The sequence below is a fragment of the Lacinutrix cladophorae genome, from assembly GCF_053604645.1.
Window position 1 is genome coordinate 496,826 of the sequence record NZ_JBSHNR010000110.1, and the last position, 15,595, is coordinate 512,420.

The window sequence follows — 15,595 nt, forward strand, 5'->3', positions numbered from 1 at the left end:
ATAAGTTTATGAAGAATATTTTTTTATTTCTTTTTATTACTGTTTTATGTGTTTCCTGTAAAAAGGATTCGGACCTAGAAAAAGAAATTTCGAATATAGAAATATCTGTTGCAATTGAGCGATTTGATTTAGCATTTGCACATGCTAAACCTAATCAATTGAATGCTTTAAAGGAAACTTTTCCTTTTATGTTTTCTAATAAATACGAAGATTCTTTTTGGATTGCTAAAATGCAAGATACCTTACAAGTAGAATTAAATGAAGAAGTAGAAAAAAAATACCCGAATCTTAATTTGGTAGAGGGTGAGTTGAAAAGTCTTTTTCAACATATGAAATTTTATTTTCCAGAATTTAATGTACCTCGTTTAGTTAGTGCAACTTCGTTTGTAGATTACAGGAACAAAGTTATTGTAACCGATACTATTTCGCTTATTTCTATCGATACTTATTTAGGAAGTACGCATCCTTTTTATAATGGTATTCAAAAATATTTAGCGGCTAACTTTACCGAAAATCAAATTGTAGTAGATTTTGCTTCAAAATATGCAGAAAACTACATATACCCGAAACAGAACCAAACATTTTTAGACGAAATGATTTATTTTGGAAAGCAATTATATTTTAAAGATAAAATGATACCTTTTAAAACGGATGCTGAAAAAATTGGATATACTCAAGAACAATTAGAGTGGTCTAAAGCCAACGAAGCACAGATTTGGAGCTATTTTGTAGAACGTGAATTATTGTTTAGTACAGATGCAAAATTGGTGAATAGGTTTATTACAGAAGCACCTTTTTCAAAATTTAATTTAGTAGAAATAGATAAAGAGTCTCCAGGAAGAATAGGACAATATATAGGTTGGCAAATTGTAAAAGCTTATATGCAAAAGAATGAGGTATCTTTAAAAGAAATGCTTTCTAATGAAGCAGAAGAAATATTTAATAAATCGATATATAAACCAGAATTGTAATGGCAAAAATTAACTCGAAAATAGAATTAAACGTAGCGCTAGACGAAAATAGAGTTCCAGAAAAACTACATTGGACAGCAGAAGACGGAGGTATTAGTAATCAAGAAGCCAAAGCGATGATGCTTTCGGTTTGGGATAGCAAAACACAAGAAATGTTGCGCATTGATCTTTGGACTAAAGACATGCCTGTAGATGAAATGAAAGTGTTTTTTCATCAAACATTAGTTGCTATGTCTAATACATTTAACAGAGCAACACAAGACGAAAAAATGACAGCAACTATGAAGGATTTTTGTGATTATTTTGCGGAGAAATTAGAGCTTAAAAAAGATTAATTTTCATTTTAAAAACAAAAAGCGTCCCGATAATTATCGGGACGCTTTTTTAGTTACAGTCTATTTAGAGCTAATCCTTGTTAGGAGCCATAAACTTGTAAACAAGACCAGCTAAAATAGCACCTACAATTGGTGCTACCCAAAATAACCATAGTTGTCCCATTGCTTCTGCACCAACAAATAATGCTTGACTAGTACTTCTTGCAGGGTTTACAGATGTATTTGTAACCGGAATACTTATTAAGTGTATTAATGTTAATGCTAAACCAATAGCTAAACCACCAAAACCAGGGGAAGCATTTTTATGTGTAGCACCTAAAATTACTATTAAAAACATAAAGGTCATTACTACTTCAATTAGTAAAGCCGATGTCATGCTAAACGTATGACCATATTGTTCTACTCCATAGAAATTTGTTGCAAAATCTCCCGCCTGCGAGTAGCCGGAAAAACCATCCATACCACTAACAATAGAATAAAGAATCGCAGCACCTGCAATACCACCTAATACTTGTGCTATTATATAACCTGGTAAGTCTTTTGCTTCAAAACGTCCTCCTACAAAAAGGCCAATAGAAACAGCAGGGTTAAAATGCCCTCCAGAAATATGCCCTAAAGCATAAGCGCCTGTTAAAACTGTAAGTCCAAAAGCAAGTGAAACACCTACCAAGCCTATTCCTATGTTAGGAATTCCTGCAGCTAAAACTGCACTACCACAACCACCTAGTACTAACCAGAAAGTACCAATAAACTCTGCTAATAATTTTTTCATTCTTTAATATTTTAGTTAATTAGTTATAATGCGCTATGTGTTAGCGCATTATATAAATATAAGCAATCGTGTGATTTTTCTTGTTTTTAAGAAAAGGAGATTATTGTTTTTTTAGATGAAGTGAGCTATTTAAGCTATAAGTAGTAAAATAATGCCGTTTTTGAAGTCATTATCTTACCATTCATTAATTCGGTTAGAATCTAACTTAATAAATATAAAAAGTAAAATAGTAAATCCCCAAAGACCAGAACCACCATAACTAAAAAAAGGAAGTGGTATTCCAATAGTAGGAATTAAACCCATTACCATACCTATGTTTATCATAAAATGAAAAAATAAGATGGAGGCGACAGAATAGCCATATACTCTACTAAATTGCGATTTTTGTAGTTCGGCTAATTTTAAAACACGAAGCATTAAGAGCACAAAAATGATAACTACAAACATGCTTCCTAGAAACCCCCACTCTTCACCAACAGTACTAAAAATATAATCGGTATGTTGTTCGGGAACAAATTTACCAGTGGTTCTAGTTCCTTCAAGAAAACCTCTCCCAGAAAAGCCTCCAGAGCTAATAGCTTTTTCCGATTCATACAAGTTATAAAGAATATCTCTACGCATTTCTGCAACTTTTTGAGGATCTTTTTCTAATCGTAACCAAAGACTAATTCTGTCTTGTTGGTGTGGCTGCAATATGTTTTGGTAGAAGAATTTAATCCCAAAGGCAATCACTATACATGCTAATGCAGTAAGTATTGGTTGTAGAACTACAGGCTTCTTTTTCTGAATAAAGTAGTTTGTTACAATAAATAGTATGGCAAAAACCGAAGTAATTATTGGTCCGAATTTTAAAGCTAAAATAGAAATAGCAACTAATGCTAATGCTAGTGTTAAGTAAATTTTTGGTAAACCTTCTCGATATAAAACAAAAAAGAAAGAAGCGTAAACCAATGTGCTTCCTGCATCATTTTGAAGTAGTATTAAAAAAGCTGGAATTATAATAATAATAAACGTTCTTATTTGATCTTTAAACGTTCTTATATCTGTGTTTAAATCGCTTATGTATTTTGCAACAGCCAGAGCAGTTGCTGCTTTAGCAAATTCACTGGGTTGTATAGTCATGCCTCCAATGCCATACCAGGATGTTGCTCCATTTACATTTTTACCAAAAAGAAATAAGCCAACTAAAGATAACATGGAAACAATGAATATTAAACTGGAAAACCGTTCATAAAACTTAGCATCAATAGATAGAATAAAAATAATAAGCAAAAGCGTTAAACCAATAAACATTAGTTGTTTCCCATAAGGTTGTGAAATATCTAAATAATTTATAGTTGTTCCTGTGTGTGAAGCAGATAAAATATTCATCCAGCCAAATACTACTAAAATTAAAAATAAAATTATAGTGACCCAATCAAATTTAAAATGTCTATCTGTTTGTCTAAACATAGGTTATATCTCTAATTTGTTTAGCTTGGTTCTTAGTTTATTTGCTTCTTCTATAGGAATAACTTGTAGTTTTGTTTCTCCATTTATTTTAAAAGGCTCTCCAGAATATGGTTTTGCATATTCATCTTCAAGACTATGAGATAATATCCAGTTTTCAAGATCTGTTCTTGTAACTTCACCTTTAATGTATTTTTCAATCATTAAACTAGCAATACGTCCAGCAAAGCGTCCTCCCCAATATCCATTTTCTACAAATACAGCAATGGCAATTTTAGGATCGTTCTTTGGAGCAAAAGCTACAAATATGGAATGGTCTGTTAATTGTACTCTTGTACTATCCATTTTTGCAAAATTTTCAACAGTACCAGTTTTTCCGCAAATCTCTATGCCAGGAACTTGTAAATGACTTGCAGTACCATGTTTATAAACGCTAAGCATGCCTTCAATTACAGGTTCAAAATGTTGTTTGTCTATGGTTGTATATTTTGGTATTGTAAAGTTTGGGTCTAAAGTTTCATCTTTAATTTCTTTAATAATATGTGGTGTAAAATAATAGCCTCTATTTGCAATAGCAGCAATCATATTTGCTAATTGTATTGGCGTTGTGGCAACTTCGCCTTGACCAATGGCATTAGAAATAGTGTATGTGGAATAAAACGTTTTCGGATATATTCCTTTATAGTAATCTCTGTTCGGGATTCTTCCTTTTTGACCAACGTATAAATCGTTATTTAAAAAGTTTCCTAAACCAAAACTTTTTACATGATCACTCCAAATGTTAATTCCTAAGGAAGCGTTTTCGGGTTTGTCTAAAATTCTTCGATATACGGTTGCAAAATAGGCATTACAAGATTCTTGTATACCGTGCACCATATCGTTTCTTGTACCACTTCTACAATGGCATTTCATAAATCTGTTACCGTATTTATATCCCGCGTAACAGGTTACTTTTTCATCTGTAGAAATAACGCCTTCTTGTAAAGCGACTAATGCATTCATTAATTTAAAAGGGGAACCTGGTTCGTATACACCTTGAATACTTCTATTAAATAATGGTTTTGCTATAGAATCTCGTATTAGTTTGTTAAAATTTTTAGAACGCTCTCTACCAACTAATAAGTTAGGGTTGTACGTTGGTGCAGCTACCATAGATAGTATTTCTCCCGTACTTGGCTCAATAGCAATAATACCACCACGTTTGTTTGTCATTAAAATTTCACCATAGGCTTGTAAGGTAGCGTCAATGGTTGTTTTAATGTCTTTTCCAGATTCTGGTAGTGTATCAAATTTACCTTTTTTATAAGGCCCAATATTTCGATTAAATCTGTCTTTTTGTATAAATTTTATTCCCTTAACACCTCGTAATGTTTTTTCATAAGAAGCTTCAATTCCTTGCATACCAATTAAATCTCCCATTTTGTAATAGGGATTTTTGTTCATAATACGTTGGTTTACTTCGCCAATATCACCAAGTACATTGGCTCCAATAGTAGTTTCGTAATTTCTTAATGAACGTTTTTGGATGTAAAATCCTTCAAATTTTCGCATTTTTTCCTGTAAAACAGCATAATCTTCTTTAGAAAGTTGCGGAAGAAAAACATAAGGCAATCGTGGAGAGTATTTGTAAGCTTTATTGTAGGTTTTAATAAATTGCTCTTTGTCTATTTTTAATAGTGAGCAAAATTCTAAAGTATCCAGTGCTTTTACTTCACGCGGAATTACCATCACATCATAAGATGGTTGGTTAGAAACCAGAAGCTTTCCGTTTCTATCGTAAACAAAGCCGCGTTTTGGGTAGTCAAATACCTTACGAATAGCATTGTCTTCGTATAAATTATTGGAATTATCTTGATATACTTGAAGGAAAAAAAGCCTTGCAATAAATAGAATACCAACAAAGATTATGGAGATGAAAAGTAAAAGTTGTCTCATTTTGTTTTTCTACGGAATATAGTGGTTACTAAAACACTTAGTATAATAGTAAATATACTTGAGAATAACGTTTTTTGTAGCACTAAAATTATCTGTGAAAAGTTAAAAACTTCTAAAAGAAATAATATTAGATGATGCAGTACAGTAAGTATGCTTAAATAGGTGAGTTTTGCGCCAAATTCTATTTGATTAAATTTAATAGTTTGATGCTCATAAGCAGCACCAAAACAAAATTTTAACACAGCAGGTCTAATAAAAGCTATGGTTACACATGCAGCTGCATGCATACCGCCAGAATCTAAAAACATATCTAAAGTTATACCTAATAGAAAACTTAATAGTAAAAATACCATTCTGTTGTTCTTTACTGGAAATAATAAGATAAATAGAATGTATATATACGGGTTTATATAGCCAAGAAAATTAATATGCGAAAATACTAATATTTGTGAAAGCACTAATACTATAAATCGGATTGCATTTGAAGAAATTACACTATTCATCTGCAGGATTTAATAAGTTATTAATTTCTTTCGTGTCTTTATTTTCGATCACATATACGTGCTCGATAGTTGTCATGTCATTAAATAATGCCACATTTATTTCGTAAAAATCTTCAGCAGCATCTAGTTTAAAGTCTTTAACGATTCCAATAGGAATGCCTTTTGGAAAAATTGCAGAACGACCAGAAGTTATTATTGTATCTCCTTGAATAGGTTTAGCTTTAGATGGGATGTCTACTAATTGTACTAGTTCTGGTGTTTTTCCATTCCATTTTAGTGTGCCAAAGTCGTTGGTTCTTTTTAGTTGTGCACTAATTTTACTTTTAGTATTTAAGATAGAGAGTACCGTTGCGTATTTTGTGCTTATCTTATCAATTATTCCTAAAATTCCTTTCGAGGTAATTACACCAAAATCTTGTTTAATACTATCTCGTCTCCCTTTATCAATGAGTAAAATATTAGTGCTTAAGGTATAATTGTTTTTTATTACAATTGCTGGTGTGAAGTTATAAATTGAAGTGTAAGAAAGGCTGTCTAAAAAACTTGTTTTTGTTTTTCCTTCTAGATTGTATAGCGCAGATTTTAATTGGTTATTTTCTTCTTGTAGCAGGTTGTTTTGCTCTTTTAAACCAAAATACTGACTAATATTATTTGCTTTGGTATAAATACCTCCAGACAAAAAGTTTGCAGAATTTACAAATTTACTTTTCTGATACGAATGGTTTTGAATGGTAAAAACAATAGATATAAAAAACAGCAATATGTATAACAAAAAAGATTTGTTACGTAATATAAAATTAATTATTTGCTGCATGTTAAAATGGTATTACTCTTATTTAATCAATACGCTTTTGTATTTAGCAATGTTTTTAAGTGTAATTCCTGTACCACGAACAACAGCACGTAATGGGTCTTCTGCAATATACACAGGTAAGTCTGTTTTTTGAGACAAACGTTTGTCTAAACCACGTAACATAGATCCTCCACCTGCTAGGTAAATTCCAGTATTGTAAATATCTGCGGCTAATTCTGGTGGTGTTTGCGATAAGGTTTCCATAACCGCATCCTCTATACGAAGAATAGATTTATCTAAAGCCTTGGCAATTTCACGATACGATATTTGTACTTGTTTTGGTTTTCCGGTAAGTAAATCACGACCTTGAACACTCATGTCTTCTGGCGGAAGGTCTAAATCTTCGGTAGCAGCACCAATTTGAATTTTAATTTTTTCAGCAGTACGTTCTCCAACATATAAATTGTGTTGCGTACGCATGTAATAAATAATATCATTTGTAAATACATCTCCTGCAATTTTTACAGACTTATCACAAACAATTCCTCCAAGAGCAATTACAGCAATTTCTGTAGTACCACCTCCAATATCTACAATCATGTTTCCTTTTGGTTGCATAATATCTACACCAATACCAATTGCTGCAGCCATTGGTTCATGTATTAGATACACTTCTTTACCATTTACACGTTCTGCACTTTCTTTTACTGCTCGCATTTCTACTTCTGTAATTCCAGAAGGAATACAAATAACCATACGAAGCGCAGGAGTGAAGAGTTTCTTTTTTAACGCTGGAATGTTTTTAATAAACATGCTAATCATTTGCTCACTAGCATCAAAATCTGCAATTACACCATCTTTTAAAGGTCTAATTGTTTTAATGTTTTCATGCGTTTTTCCTTGCATCATACTGGCTTCTTTACCAACAGCAATAATTTTTCCAGTAATTCTATCTCTAGCAACTATGGATGGACTGTCTACAACAACTTTGTCATTGTGTATAATTAAAGTATTTGCAGTTCCTAAATCTATTGCAATCTCTTCGGTTAAGAAGTCAAAAAATCCCATTCTTTATGTTAATTATATTTGTTAAAAATCAAACCACGTAAAGGTAGTAAAACTCTTTCTAAATTTGATTTTAAAATTGATGTTTTAACACTTGAAAATCTAGATAGTTAAATGCAGCTTTTCAAGTATTTGTTTTATCGCTTTCGCGGAATTGTTTTTTCCATGCATTGGAATAATGAATTCAGAAAAACAATAAAATATGTATTCAACCTTTCTTTAACTTTCTTTTTTTCTGAAGCATTTAGAAAAAAAAAGACCTTTCCTGTTTTAAAAACCAGAAAGGTCTGGAAATTGTTGTTAATACTCTTAAAATTTCTGCTTTTGCAAGAATTTGTTTAATGTTTAAAATGTCTAGTTCCAGTAAATACCATTGCTACATTATTAGCATTGCAATAATCGATACTTAATTGATCTTTTATAGAACCTCCAGGTTGTATTACTGCAGTAATTCCTGCATTTTTAGCAATCTCTACACAGTCTGGAAATGGAAAAAAAGCATCACTTGCCATAACTGCTCCTTGTAATTCGAAATTAAAAGATTGTGCTTTATGTATGGCTTGGTTTAATGCATCTACACGACTAGTTTGTCCAGTTCCACTTGCACATAATTGTTTGTCTTTTACCAAAACAATAGTGTTCGATTTTGTGTGTTTACAAATTTTAGAAGCAAAGATTAAATCATCTAACTCTGCTTCTGTAGCTTTATTGTTAGTAGCGTCTTTTAAATCTGCAAGGGTATCTGTTTTAGCGTTTCTATCTTGCACTAAAACACCATTTAAACAAGTTCTTACTGTTGTCTGTGTGAAATCGAAATCTTTTAAAATTAATAAGATTCTATTCTTTTTACCTTTTAAAATTTCTAAAGCTTCTTCAGAAAATGAAGGAGCAATAACTACTTCACAAAATAACTTATGAATTTCTTCGGCAGTAGCTTTGTCTATTTCTGTGTTACTAATTAAAACTCCTCCAAAAGCCGAAACTGGATCTCCAGCTAACGCGTCTACATAAGATTCTAAAACGGTTGCACGTTGTGCAAAACCACAAGCATTATTGTGTTTTAAAACGGCAAATGTTGGTGCTTCTCCTTTAAATTCATTTATTAAATTAACAGCAGCATCTACATCTAAAAGATTGTTGTAACTTAATTCTTTACCGTGAAGCTTGGTGAATATTTCATCAAAATCACCAAAAAAGAATCCTCTTTGATGTGGATTTTCACCATAGCGTAAAACCTTTCCTTGAGTTTCACTAATTTTTAGAGAAGCAATTTCATGGTTTTTGTTAAAGTAATTAAAAATAGCAGTGTCGTAATGCGAAGAAACATGAAATGCTTTTGCAGCAAATTGTTTTCTGTCTGCTTCGGTTAGGTTTCCGTTTTTTTCTGTGATTAATTCTAAAAATTCAGAATAATCATCTACCGAAGAAACGCAAATAACATCTGCATAATTTTTCGCAGCTGCACGAATTAGAGAAATTCCTCCAATGTCAATTTTTTCAATAATATCTTGTTCACTTGCTCCAGAAGCAACTGTTTTTTCAAAAGGATATAAGTCTACAATTACTACATCTATTTGCGGAATGTTATATTCTTGCATTTCTGCAATATCACCATCGTGGTTTTGCCTGTTTAAGATACCACCAAAAACTTTTGGGTGTAATGTTTTTACTCTTCCGCCAAGAATAGAAGGATATGAAGTTACATCTTCTACAGGAACGACATTGATCCCTAAATCTGTAATAAACTTTTCTGTACCACCTGTAGAATAAATGGTCACTCCTTGTTTGTTTAATTCTTTTACAATTGGTTCTAATCCATCTTTACTAAATACCGAAATTAGTGCAGATTTAATGGTTTTGTTATTGCTCATTATTGTTGTGTTGTTTGGCTGCAAAAATAGCAATATTAAGTGCTTTTTATAAGTTAATAGGTATTTGTTTTTTCAACTAAAACAAGGAGTTATTAACAACTAAGAGGTTCTAATTTGTTTTCATTTATTTGTAACAATTAATATATAAAAACGTCTTACCTTTATATCACTTTAAAAAAGTATAATATTTACTGCATATGTTACTGTACTTACGTCTCTTTAAAGAGAGTTTTTCTTTTGCAATTAGTGCCCTTGCAAACAATAAGTTAAGGACGTTTTTGTCTTTGCTTGGTGTTACCATTGGTATTTTTTCTATTATAGCTGTTTTAGCAGCAGTAGATTCTTTAGATAAGAATATAAAAGGACAGTTAGAAGGTTTAGATAAAAATACCATGTACGTTACTAAGTATTCTTTTGGTCCTACTACAATACCTAGATGGCAACGAGAAAATTATCCACAAACAGAATACGAAGACTTTATATTTTTACAAAAAAGCCTAGATGAAGTAGATGCTATGGCCTATATTATATTTGGCGGACAAGAAAATATTAAATATGAAGGTAAAATAGTAACAGGAGTAAGCGTAAATCCTGTTTCAGAAGGTATTTATGATATTGAAAACATGAAAATTGTAGCAGGTAGATTTTATACCGAATCCGAATCTGTTTCTGGTGCTCCAGTTATTGTATTAGGGAGCGCTACCGCAGAAAATCTTTTTGAAAAAATAAACCCAATAGGAAAAGAGATTCGTGTTTTTGGAAGAAAATTAACGGTAATTGGTGTGCTTAAAAAGGTTGGAAGTGGTATTGGTGATTCGCCAGATGAAAAAGCGTATGTGCCAGCAAATTTTGTAAGACGTTTTAAAAATGGTGGTTCTGAAGGACTGCCGGGAGCAGTAATTATTAGACCAAATGAAGGTGTTGATATTTCTGCTTTTGAACAAATAGTAAAACAAAAATACAGAGCATTTAGAGGATTGAAAGCAGATGAGCCAGATAATTTTTTTGTTAATAAACTTTCAGGATTAACAGATGTTATTGATAGTATAATTAGTGTTTTGAATTCTGCAGGATGGCTAATTAGTGGTTTTTCTCTACTTGTTGGAGGTTTTGGTATTGCAAATATTATGTTTGTTTCCGTAAAAGAAAGAACCAATTTAATTGGAATTCAAAAATCATTAGGAGCTAAAAATAAATTTATTTTGTTTCAGTTTTTATTTGAGGCAGTAATTTTAGCTATAATTGGAGGTGTGGTAGGTCTCATTTTAGTATTTATTGTTGCTAAAATTGTATCACAACTAACAGGTGACTTTGAATTTGTATTATCTATGTATAATATGTTTTTAGGATTTGTTTTATCTACTTTTATTGGCGTTGTTTCTGGTGTGATTCCAGCTATTTCTGCTTCAAAATTAGATCCAGTGGAAGCCATTAGAACAGGAATGTAAGATAGAAATTTAAGTGCTTTCGAAAATCTAAAAAAAAATAAATTCCAAAAAGTAGGATGTTAATCTAATACTTTGTGGAATTTATTTTTTGGTTTAATATATGTTTACAGCAGTGTTGCTACTTGAGTGCAAACAAACTCTAAGAAACGTTCGTCAGCTTCGGTAAAAGGATCTGGTGTATTAGAGTCTATATCTATTTGACCAATATTTTCGCCATTTACAAAAATAGGAATTACAATCTCGGCTTTTACAGTAATACTACAAGCTATATAATTATCTTGTGCAGCAACATCTGGAACCACAAAGTTTTTATTGCTAACAGCAACTTGACCACAAATACCTTTACCAAAAGGAATAATAGTGTGGTCTGTAGGTTCGCCAACGTAAGGCCCTAGTTTTAATTCGTCTTTATCACCATTTTTAAAATAAAAACCAACCCAATTATAATAGGTAATATGTTCTTCAAGAAGCGTACAAATAGATAATAATTTATTATCCTTAGACGTTTCTTTGTTTGTAATAATGGTAATTATTTCAGGTTTTAATTGTTCGAAATTCATATGTTTCATAAACTTTTGGCAAAAGTATTCAAAAACCAATATATTTAAACCCTTTTTACATAAATTTAACCATGTAAATTAAAAGTAATGCCATTGAAGCACCTTTTTATAAAATATAAGTCTGTACTAAAATTTATAGCAACCTTTTTGTTGGTGTATGCTATTTTAACTTTTAGTTATAAATTCTTTTTGCAATTTTCTTCTGGCGAGAAATATTATCCAGATTATATGACCAATTTGGTAGCAAAGCAGAGTAAAGAAATACTGAATGCTTTAGATTATAGAGTAGAGCTTTTGCCACATCCTAATGAAGCATCGTTAAAATTAATTATTAACGAAAAATATGTTGCTAGAGTTATAGAAGGTTGTAATTCGGTGAGTATTATTATTTTATTTATATCGTTTATAATAGCATTTGCAAGTAAATTTAAAATAACAGTGTTGTATATTTTTGCTGGAAGTGTTTTAATTTATATTGCTAATTTGGTTAGAATAGCCATTTTGTCTATTGGGTTATATCATTACCCTTGGCGAAAAGATATTCTGCATACGGTAATTTTTCCAGCAATAATTTATGGTATGGTTTGTTTGCTTTGGATTGTTTGGGTAAATCGTTTTTCAAAAATTAAAAGAAATGCATAAACTAACAAAATATAGTTTGTTGTTAGTTTTGGGTATTTTACTCATACTAATTCGTGTGTTTGAAGAGCAAATTTTCTACGATCCGTATTTGTCTTTTTTTAAAAATGACTACTTGTATTTAGATTCGCCAAGACAAGAAACATTTAAACTTACTATGTTTACCGTTTTAAGATATGTTATTAATTCAGTTATATCTTTAGCGATTTTGTTTGTTCTTTTTAAAGATAAAAACATTATTAAATTTTCGATAATTTTATACTCTATATCTCTAGTATTACTTTTAATATTATTTCTATATTTTATTATTAGTCCAAAACAAGAAGACTATTATTTATTCTTCAATATTAGAAGGTTTTTAATTCAGCCTCTTATTCTTTTACTGTTAATTCCTGCTTTTTATAATTATAAAAAACAGGAATAATTGTTAATGATTTTGTAAAACAAGTTTTATACATTTTGTTTTTTGTAATTTTGTAAGGTGATAAAACAAGTTTTACATAATTTTTTTTCTATAACATTAGCTTTTTTAGTTTTGTTTTCAACTGTTTCTCTTACTGTTGAAAAACACTTTTGTGGTGATGTTTTAGTAGATGTTTCCATCTTTACAGAAGGAGAAAAATGTGCTATGGAAGCTTTTGAAATGAAACAGGCAGCTATCACAAAAAAAAATTGCTGTAAAGATCAAATCGATTTTGTTCAAGGTCAGAAAGATTTAGCTATTAAAAATTTTGACGATTTAGAATTTGAACAACAGCTATTTTTAACATCCTTTGCGTATACTTATATTAATCTTTTTGAAGGTTTGCCAGAGCAAATTATTCCGCATAAAGATTACTCTCCACCAAACTTAATTGTAGATCTGCAGTTAGTTAACGATACTTTTCTTATTTGATTTATTAAGTAATTATTTAGTCTTCAATTTATTTTGAAGAAAATAAACATGCTGAAATCTTTCAGGATGTTAAAGAATAATTTATTGACTTAATAAAACATGAAAAAAATATTATACATACTATTCATGCTTCCTTTTGCTATTTTTTCACAAGAACAAATTAGTGGAATAGTTTTGGAAGCCAGTGAAAAAAAAGAGCAAGTACCTTTGTTTGGAGCAAATGTGTATTGGCTAGAAACTTCTGTTGGAACCACCACAGATTATAACGGGAATTTTACGATTCCGTATAACGAATCCTATAAAAAACTTGTGATTAGTTATGTTGGTTTTAAAACGGATACATTACATATTGTTAAACCAGAAAAAGTTCAAGTACAATTAGAATCTAAAAGTGATTTAGATGAAGTTACAGTAACTTCAAGAAAACAAGCAACTGCTAAATCGTATTTAAATGCTACAAATACCTTTACGGTAAGTAGTAAAGAGTTGCTAAAAGCGGCTTGTTGTAATCTCTCAGAAAGCTTTGAAACAAACCCATCTATCGATGTCAATTTTGCAGATGCAGTAACCGGGACTAGACAAATTAAAATGCTAGGATTAACTAGTCCTTATTTATTAATTGCTACAGAAAATATTCCATCTATTCGTGGAGCATCACAAGCTTTTGGATTAAGTTTTATTCCTGGAACTTGGGTAGAAAGTATTCAAATTACTAAAGGGGCAGGAAGTGTAGTAAATGGTTATGAAAGTATAGCAGGACAAATAAATGCAGAGTTAGTGAAGCCGTCTACAGACTATAAATTGTTTGCTAATCTCTATGGTGCAAGTAATACACGATTCGAATTAAATACGCATTTTAATACTAAGGTGAGCGAGAAATGGGATACAGGAATTTATCTACATGGCAACACGCATAATACAAAACATGATGTGAATAACGATGGTTTTTTAGATATGCCTTTGTATAATCAAGTTAATCTAATGAACCGTTGGCAATATACCAATCTAAAAAAAGGGTTTGTAAGCTTTATTAACTTTAAGTTTTTAAATGATGAAAAACAAACAGGTGAAGTAGATTTCGATCCAAATACAGATAAAGGAACAACCAATGCTTGGGGAGGAGAAATAGACACAAAAAGATATGAGGTTTCTTCAAAAATAGGTTATGTAAATCCAGAAATTCCATGGCAAAGTGTTAGTGTTCAAGCCGCTTTTAGTAGGCATACTCAAGATTCTTATTTTGGATTAAATGATTATGACATTACTCAAAATAGTTTATACTCAACTATAATTTACAACTCTATTATTGGCGATTCCAGAAGTAAATTTAAAACAGGGGTTAGCTATACTTACGATCATTATGATGAAGTTGTAAATACAACAGATTTTGGAAGAAATGAATCGGATTTTGGTGTGTTTTTTGAATACGCTTACGATAATTTAAAGAACCTAAATATTACCGCTGGTATTCGTGTAGATACTCATAATTTATTAGGAACGTTTGTTACACCGAGAGTACACGCTAGATATACGCCTTGGGGGAAATCTGCTTTAAGGGCTTCTTTTGGAAGAGGAAAACGTAGTGCTAGTATTTTTGCCGAAAACCAAAGCATTTTTTCTACATCAAGAACTATAAATATTGTGAATACTGGTGGAGAAATTTATGGTTTAGATCCCGAAATAGCATGGAATTACGGAGTGTCTTTTTTACAAGGATTTAATTTATTTAATAGAAAAGCAGATATTACTTTAGATTATTACAGAACCGATTTTGAAAACCAAGTGGTTGTGGATTATGAGAATCCGCAAGAAGTGAATTTTTATAATTTAGAAGGAGAAAGCTATGCGAATAGTTTTCAAATAGAAATGAATTATAATGTTTTTACTAATTTTGATCTTCGTTTGGCATACAAATATTACGATGTGCAAACACAATATGGAAGTGAAAAATTAGAAAAACCTTTAGTGCCTAAAAATAGATTTTTTGTAAATGCATCTTATGAAACTCCTATTAAAGAAGGCAGAATGGGGCGTTGGAAAATGGATGCAACGTTTAATTGGTTAGGGAAACAACGTTTTTCATCTACAGAAAGTAATCCTTCGCAATACGAATTAGGAGCATATTCCCCAACTGTAGCGACTCTAAATGCACAAATAACCAAAGTGTTTTCTCCAAAATTTGAAGTATATTTAGGAGGTGAAAATATTACAAATGTTAGACAAAATAATCCCATTTTAGGAGCAGATGATCCTTTTGGTGCAAATTTTGATACTACATTTGTATACGGGCCAATATATGGTTCTAATTATTATGCAGGATTACGATTTAAAATTCAATAACATAAAATAATATATAATA

Annotated in this window: 15 protein-coding genes; 7 read left to right on the plus strand and 8 right to left on the minus strand. The window is 31.0% G+C overall.

Annotation, left to right across the window (positions count from 1 at the left end; translation table 11 throughout):
- Positions 1 to 8: 8 nt before the first annotated feature.
- Complete coding sequence (gene gldB, locus ACVC3Y_RS09490; RefSeq protein ID WP_303422095.1) at positions 9 to 971, plus strand: gliding motility lipoprotein GldB; 963 nt, start codon at positions 9 to 11, stop codon at positions 969 to 971.
- Complete coding sequence (gene gldC / locus ACVC3Y_RS09495) at positions 971 to 1,306, plus strand: gliding motility protein GldC (protein WP_303422093.1); 336 nt, start codon at positions 971 to 973, stop codon at positions 1,304 to 1,306. The genes gldB and gldC overlap by 1 nt, the downstream gene beginning before the upstream one ends.
- Before the next feature lie 70 nt (positions 1,307 to 1,376).
- On the opposite strand, the gene aqpZ is transcribed toward gldC, so the two are convergent.
- The 7 genes from aqpZ to purH all read right to left on the minus strand — a co-directional run bounded on the left by aqpZ (position 1,377) and on the right by purH (position 9,694).
- Positions 1,377 to 2,078, minus strand: coding sequence for an aquaporin Z (gene aqpZ / locus ACVC3Y_RS09500; RefSeq protein WP_303422090.1), 702 nt, complete (start codon positions 2,076 to 2,078; stop codon positions 1,377 to 1,379).
- 174 nt (positions 2,079 to 2,252) lie between these two features.
- Positions 2,253 to 3,530: a rod shape-determining protein RodA gene (gene rodA, locus ACVC3Y_RS09505; protein WP_452226737.1), complete on the minus strand. Its 1,278-nt coding sequence runs from the start codon at positions 3,528 to 3,530 to the stop codon at positions 2,253 to 2,255.
- A gap of 3 nt (positions 3,531 to 3,533) precedes the next feature.
- Positions 3,534 to 5,462: a penicillin-binding protein 2 gene (mrdA, locus tag ACVC3Y_RS09510; RefSeq protein ID WP_452226738.1), complete on the minus strand. Its 1,929-nt coding sequence runs from the start codon at positions 5,460 to 5,462 to the stop codon at positions 3,534 to 3,536.
- Entirely contained in the window at positions 5,459 to 5,965 is a 507-nt protein-coding gene (locus ACVC3Y_RS09515; RefSeq protein ID WP_452226739.1) for a rod shape-determining protein MreD, read from the minus strand. The genes mrdA and ACVC3Y_RS09515 overlap by 4 nt, the downstream gene beginning before the upstream one ends.
- Positions 5,958 to 6,779, minus strand: coding sequence for a rod shape-determining protein MreC (mreC, locus tag ACVC3Y_RS09520; RefSeq protein WP_452226740.1), 822 nt, complete (start codon positions 6,777 to 6,779; stop codon positions 5,958 to 5,960). The genes ACVC3Y_RS09515 and mreC overlap by 8 nt, the downstream gene beginning before the upstream one ends.
- An 18-nt stretch (positions 6,780 to 6,797) precedes the next feature.
- Positions 6,798 to 7,826, minus strand: coding sequence for a rod shape-determining protein (locus tag ACVC3Y_RS09525; RefSeq protein WP_303422078.1), 1,029 nt, complete (start codon positions 7,824 to 7,826; stop codon positions 6,798 to 6,800).
- Between the two features lie 335 nt (positions 7,827 to 8,161).
- Positions 8,162 to 9,694 carry a bifunctional phosphoribosylaminoimidazolecarboxamide formyltransferase/IMP cyclohydrolase gene (gene purH, locus ACVC3Y_RS09530; protein WP_452226741.1) on the minus strand — a complete coding sequence of 511 codons (1,533 nt, stop codon included), beginning with the start codon at positions 9,692 to 9,694 and terminating at the stop codon, positions 8,162 to 8,164.
- A gap of 197 nt (positions 9,695 to 9,891) precedes the next feature.
- Here purH and ACVC3Y_RS09535 point away from each other — a divergent pair, with 197 nt between their 5' ends.
- On the plus strand, positions 9,892 to 11,142 hold the full coding sequence (locus ACVC3Y_RS09535; protein WP_303422073.1) for an ABC transporter permease: 1,251 nt from the start codon (positions 9,892 to 9,894) through the stop codon (positions 11,140 to 11,142).
- Positions 11,143 to 11,246: 104 nt separating this feature from the next.
- On the opposite strand, the gene ACVC3Y_RS09540 is transcribed toward ACVC3Y_RS09535, so the two are convergent.
- Positions 11,247 to 11,702, minus strand: coding sequence for a GAF domain-containing protein (locus ACVC3Y_RS09540; protein ID WP_303422070.1), 456 nt, complete (start codon positions 11,700 to 11,702; stop codon positions 11,247 to 11,249).
- Positions 11,703 to 11,795: 93 nt separating this feature from the next.
- On the opposite strand from ACVC3Y_RS09540, the gene xrtF reads away from it, so the two are divergent.
- The 4 genes from xrtF to ACVC3Y_RS09560 all read left to right on the plus strand — a co-directional run bounded on the left by xrtF (position 11,796) and on the right by ACVC3Y_RS09560 (position 15,576).
- The gene (gene xrtF, locus ACVC3Y_RS09545; RefSeq protein ID WP_303422068.1) at positions 11,796 to 12,344 is read left to right on the plus strand and encodes an exosortase family protein XrtF; all 549 of its coding nucleotides are present in this window, start codon (positions 11,796 to 11,798) and stop codon (positions 12,342 to 12,344) included.
- Complete coding sequence (locus tag ACVC3Y_RS09550; protein WP_303422065.1) at positions 12,337 to 12,765, plus strand: exosortase F system-associated membrane protein; 429 nt, start codon at positions 12,337 to 12,339, stop codon at positions 12,763 to 12,765. The genes xrtF and ACVC3Y_RS09550 overlap by 8 nt, the downstream gene beginning before the upstream one ends.
- A gap of 57 nt (positions 12,766 to 12,822) precedes the next feature.
- Positions 12,823 to 13,236, plus strand: coding sequence for an HYC_CC_PP family protein (locus tag ACVC3Y_RS09555; RefSeq protein ID WP_452226742.1), 414 nt, complete (start codon positions 12,823 to 12,825; stop codon positions 13,234 to 13,236).
- Positions 13,237 to 13,335: 99 nt separating this feature from the next.
- Positions 13,336 to 15,576, plus strand: coding sequence for a TonB-dependent receptor (locus tag ACVC3Y_RS09560; RefSeq protein WP_452226743.1), 2,241 nt, complete (start codon positions 13,336 to 13,338; stop codon positions 15,574 to 15,576).
- The last annotated feature ends 19 nt before the right edge of the window (positions 15,577 to 15,595 follow it).

What these genes read in the sequence shown, in the direction of transcription:
- gldB (WP_303422095.1), top strand. Translation starts at nt 9, where the DNA reads ATGAAGAATATTTTTTTATTTCTTTTTATTACTGTTTTATGTGTTTCC.
- gldC (WP_303422093.1), top strand. Translation starts at nt 971, where the DNA reads ATGGCAAAAATTAACTCGAAAATAGAATTAAACGTAGCGCTAGACGAA.
- aqpZ (WP_303422090.1), bottom strand. Translation starts at nt 2,078, where the DNA reads ATGAAAAAATTATTAGCAGAGTTTATTGGTACTTTCTGGTTAGTACTA.
- rodA (WP_452226737.1), bottom strand. Translation starts at nt 3,530, where the DNA reads ATGTTTAGACAAACAGATAGACATTTTAAATTTGATTGGGTCACTATA.
- mrdA (WP_452226738.1), bottom strand. Translation starts at nt 5,462, where the DNA reads ATGAGACAACTTTTACTTTTCATCTCCATAATCTTTGTTGGTATTCTA.
- ACVC3Y_RS09515 (WP_452226739.1), bottom strand. Translation starts at nt 5,965, where the DNA reads ATGAATAGTGTAATTTCTTCAAATGCAATCCGATTTATAGTATTAGTG.
- mreC (WP_452226740.1), bottom strand. Translation starts at nt 6,779, where the DNA reads ATGCAGCAAATAATTAATTTTATATTACGTAACAAATCTTTTTTGTTA.
- ACVC3Y_RS09525 (WP_303422078.1), bottom strand. Translation starts at nt 7,826, where the DNA reads ATGGGATTTTTTGACTTCTTAACCGAAGAGATTGCAATAGATTTAGGA.
- purH (WP_452226741.1), bottom strand. Translation starts at nt 9,694, where the DNA reads ATGAGCAATAACAAAACCATTAAATCTGCACTAATTTCGGTATTTAGT.
- ACVC3Y_RS09535 (WP_303422073.1), top strand. Translation starts at nt 9,892, where the DNA reads ATGTTACTGTACTTACGTCTCTTTAAAGAGAGTTTTTCTTTTGCAATT.
- ACVC3Y_RS09540 (WP_303422070.1), bottom strand. Translation starts at nt 11,702, where the DNA reads ATGAATTTCGAACAATTAAAACCTGAAATAATTACCATTATTACAAAC.
- ACVC3Y_RS09550 (WP_303422065.1), top strand. Translation starts at nt 12,337, where the DNA reads ATGCATAAACTAACAAAATATAGTTTGTTGTTAGTTTTGGGTATTTTA.
- ACVC3Y_RS09560 (WP_452226743.1), top strand. Translation starts at nt 13,336, where the DNA reads ATGAAAAAAATATTATACATACTATTCATGCTTCCTTTTGCTATTTTT.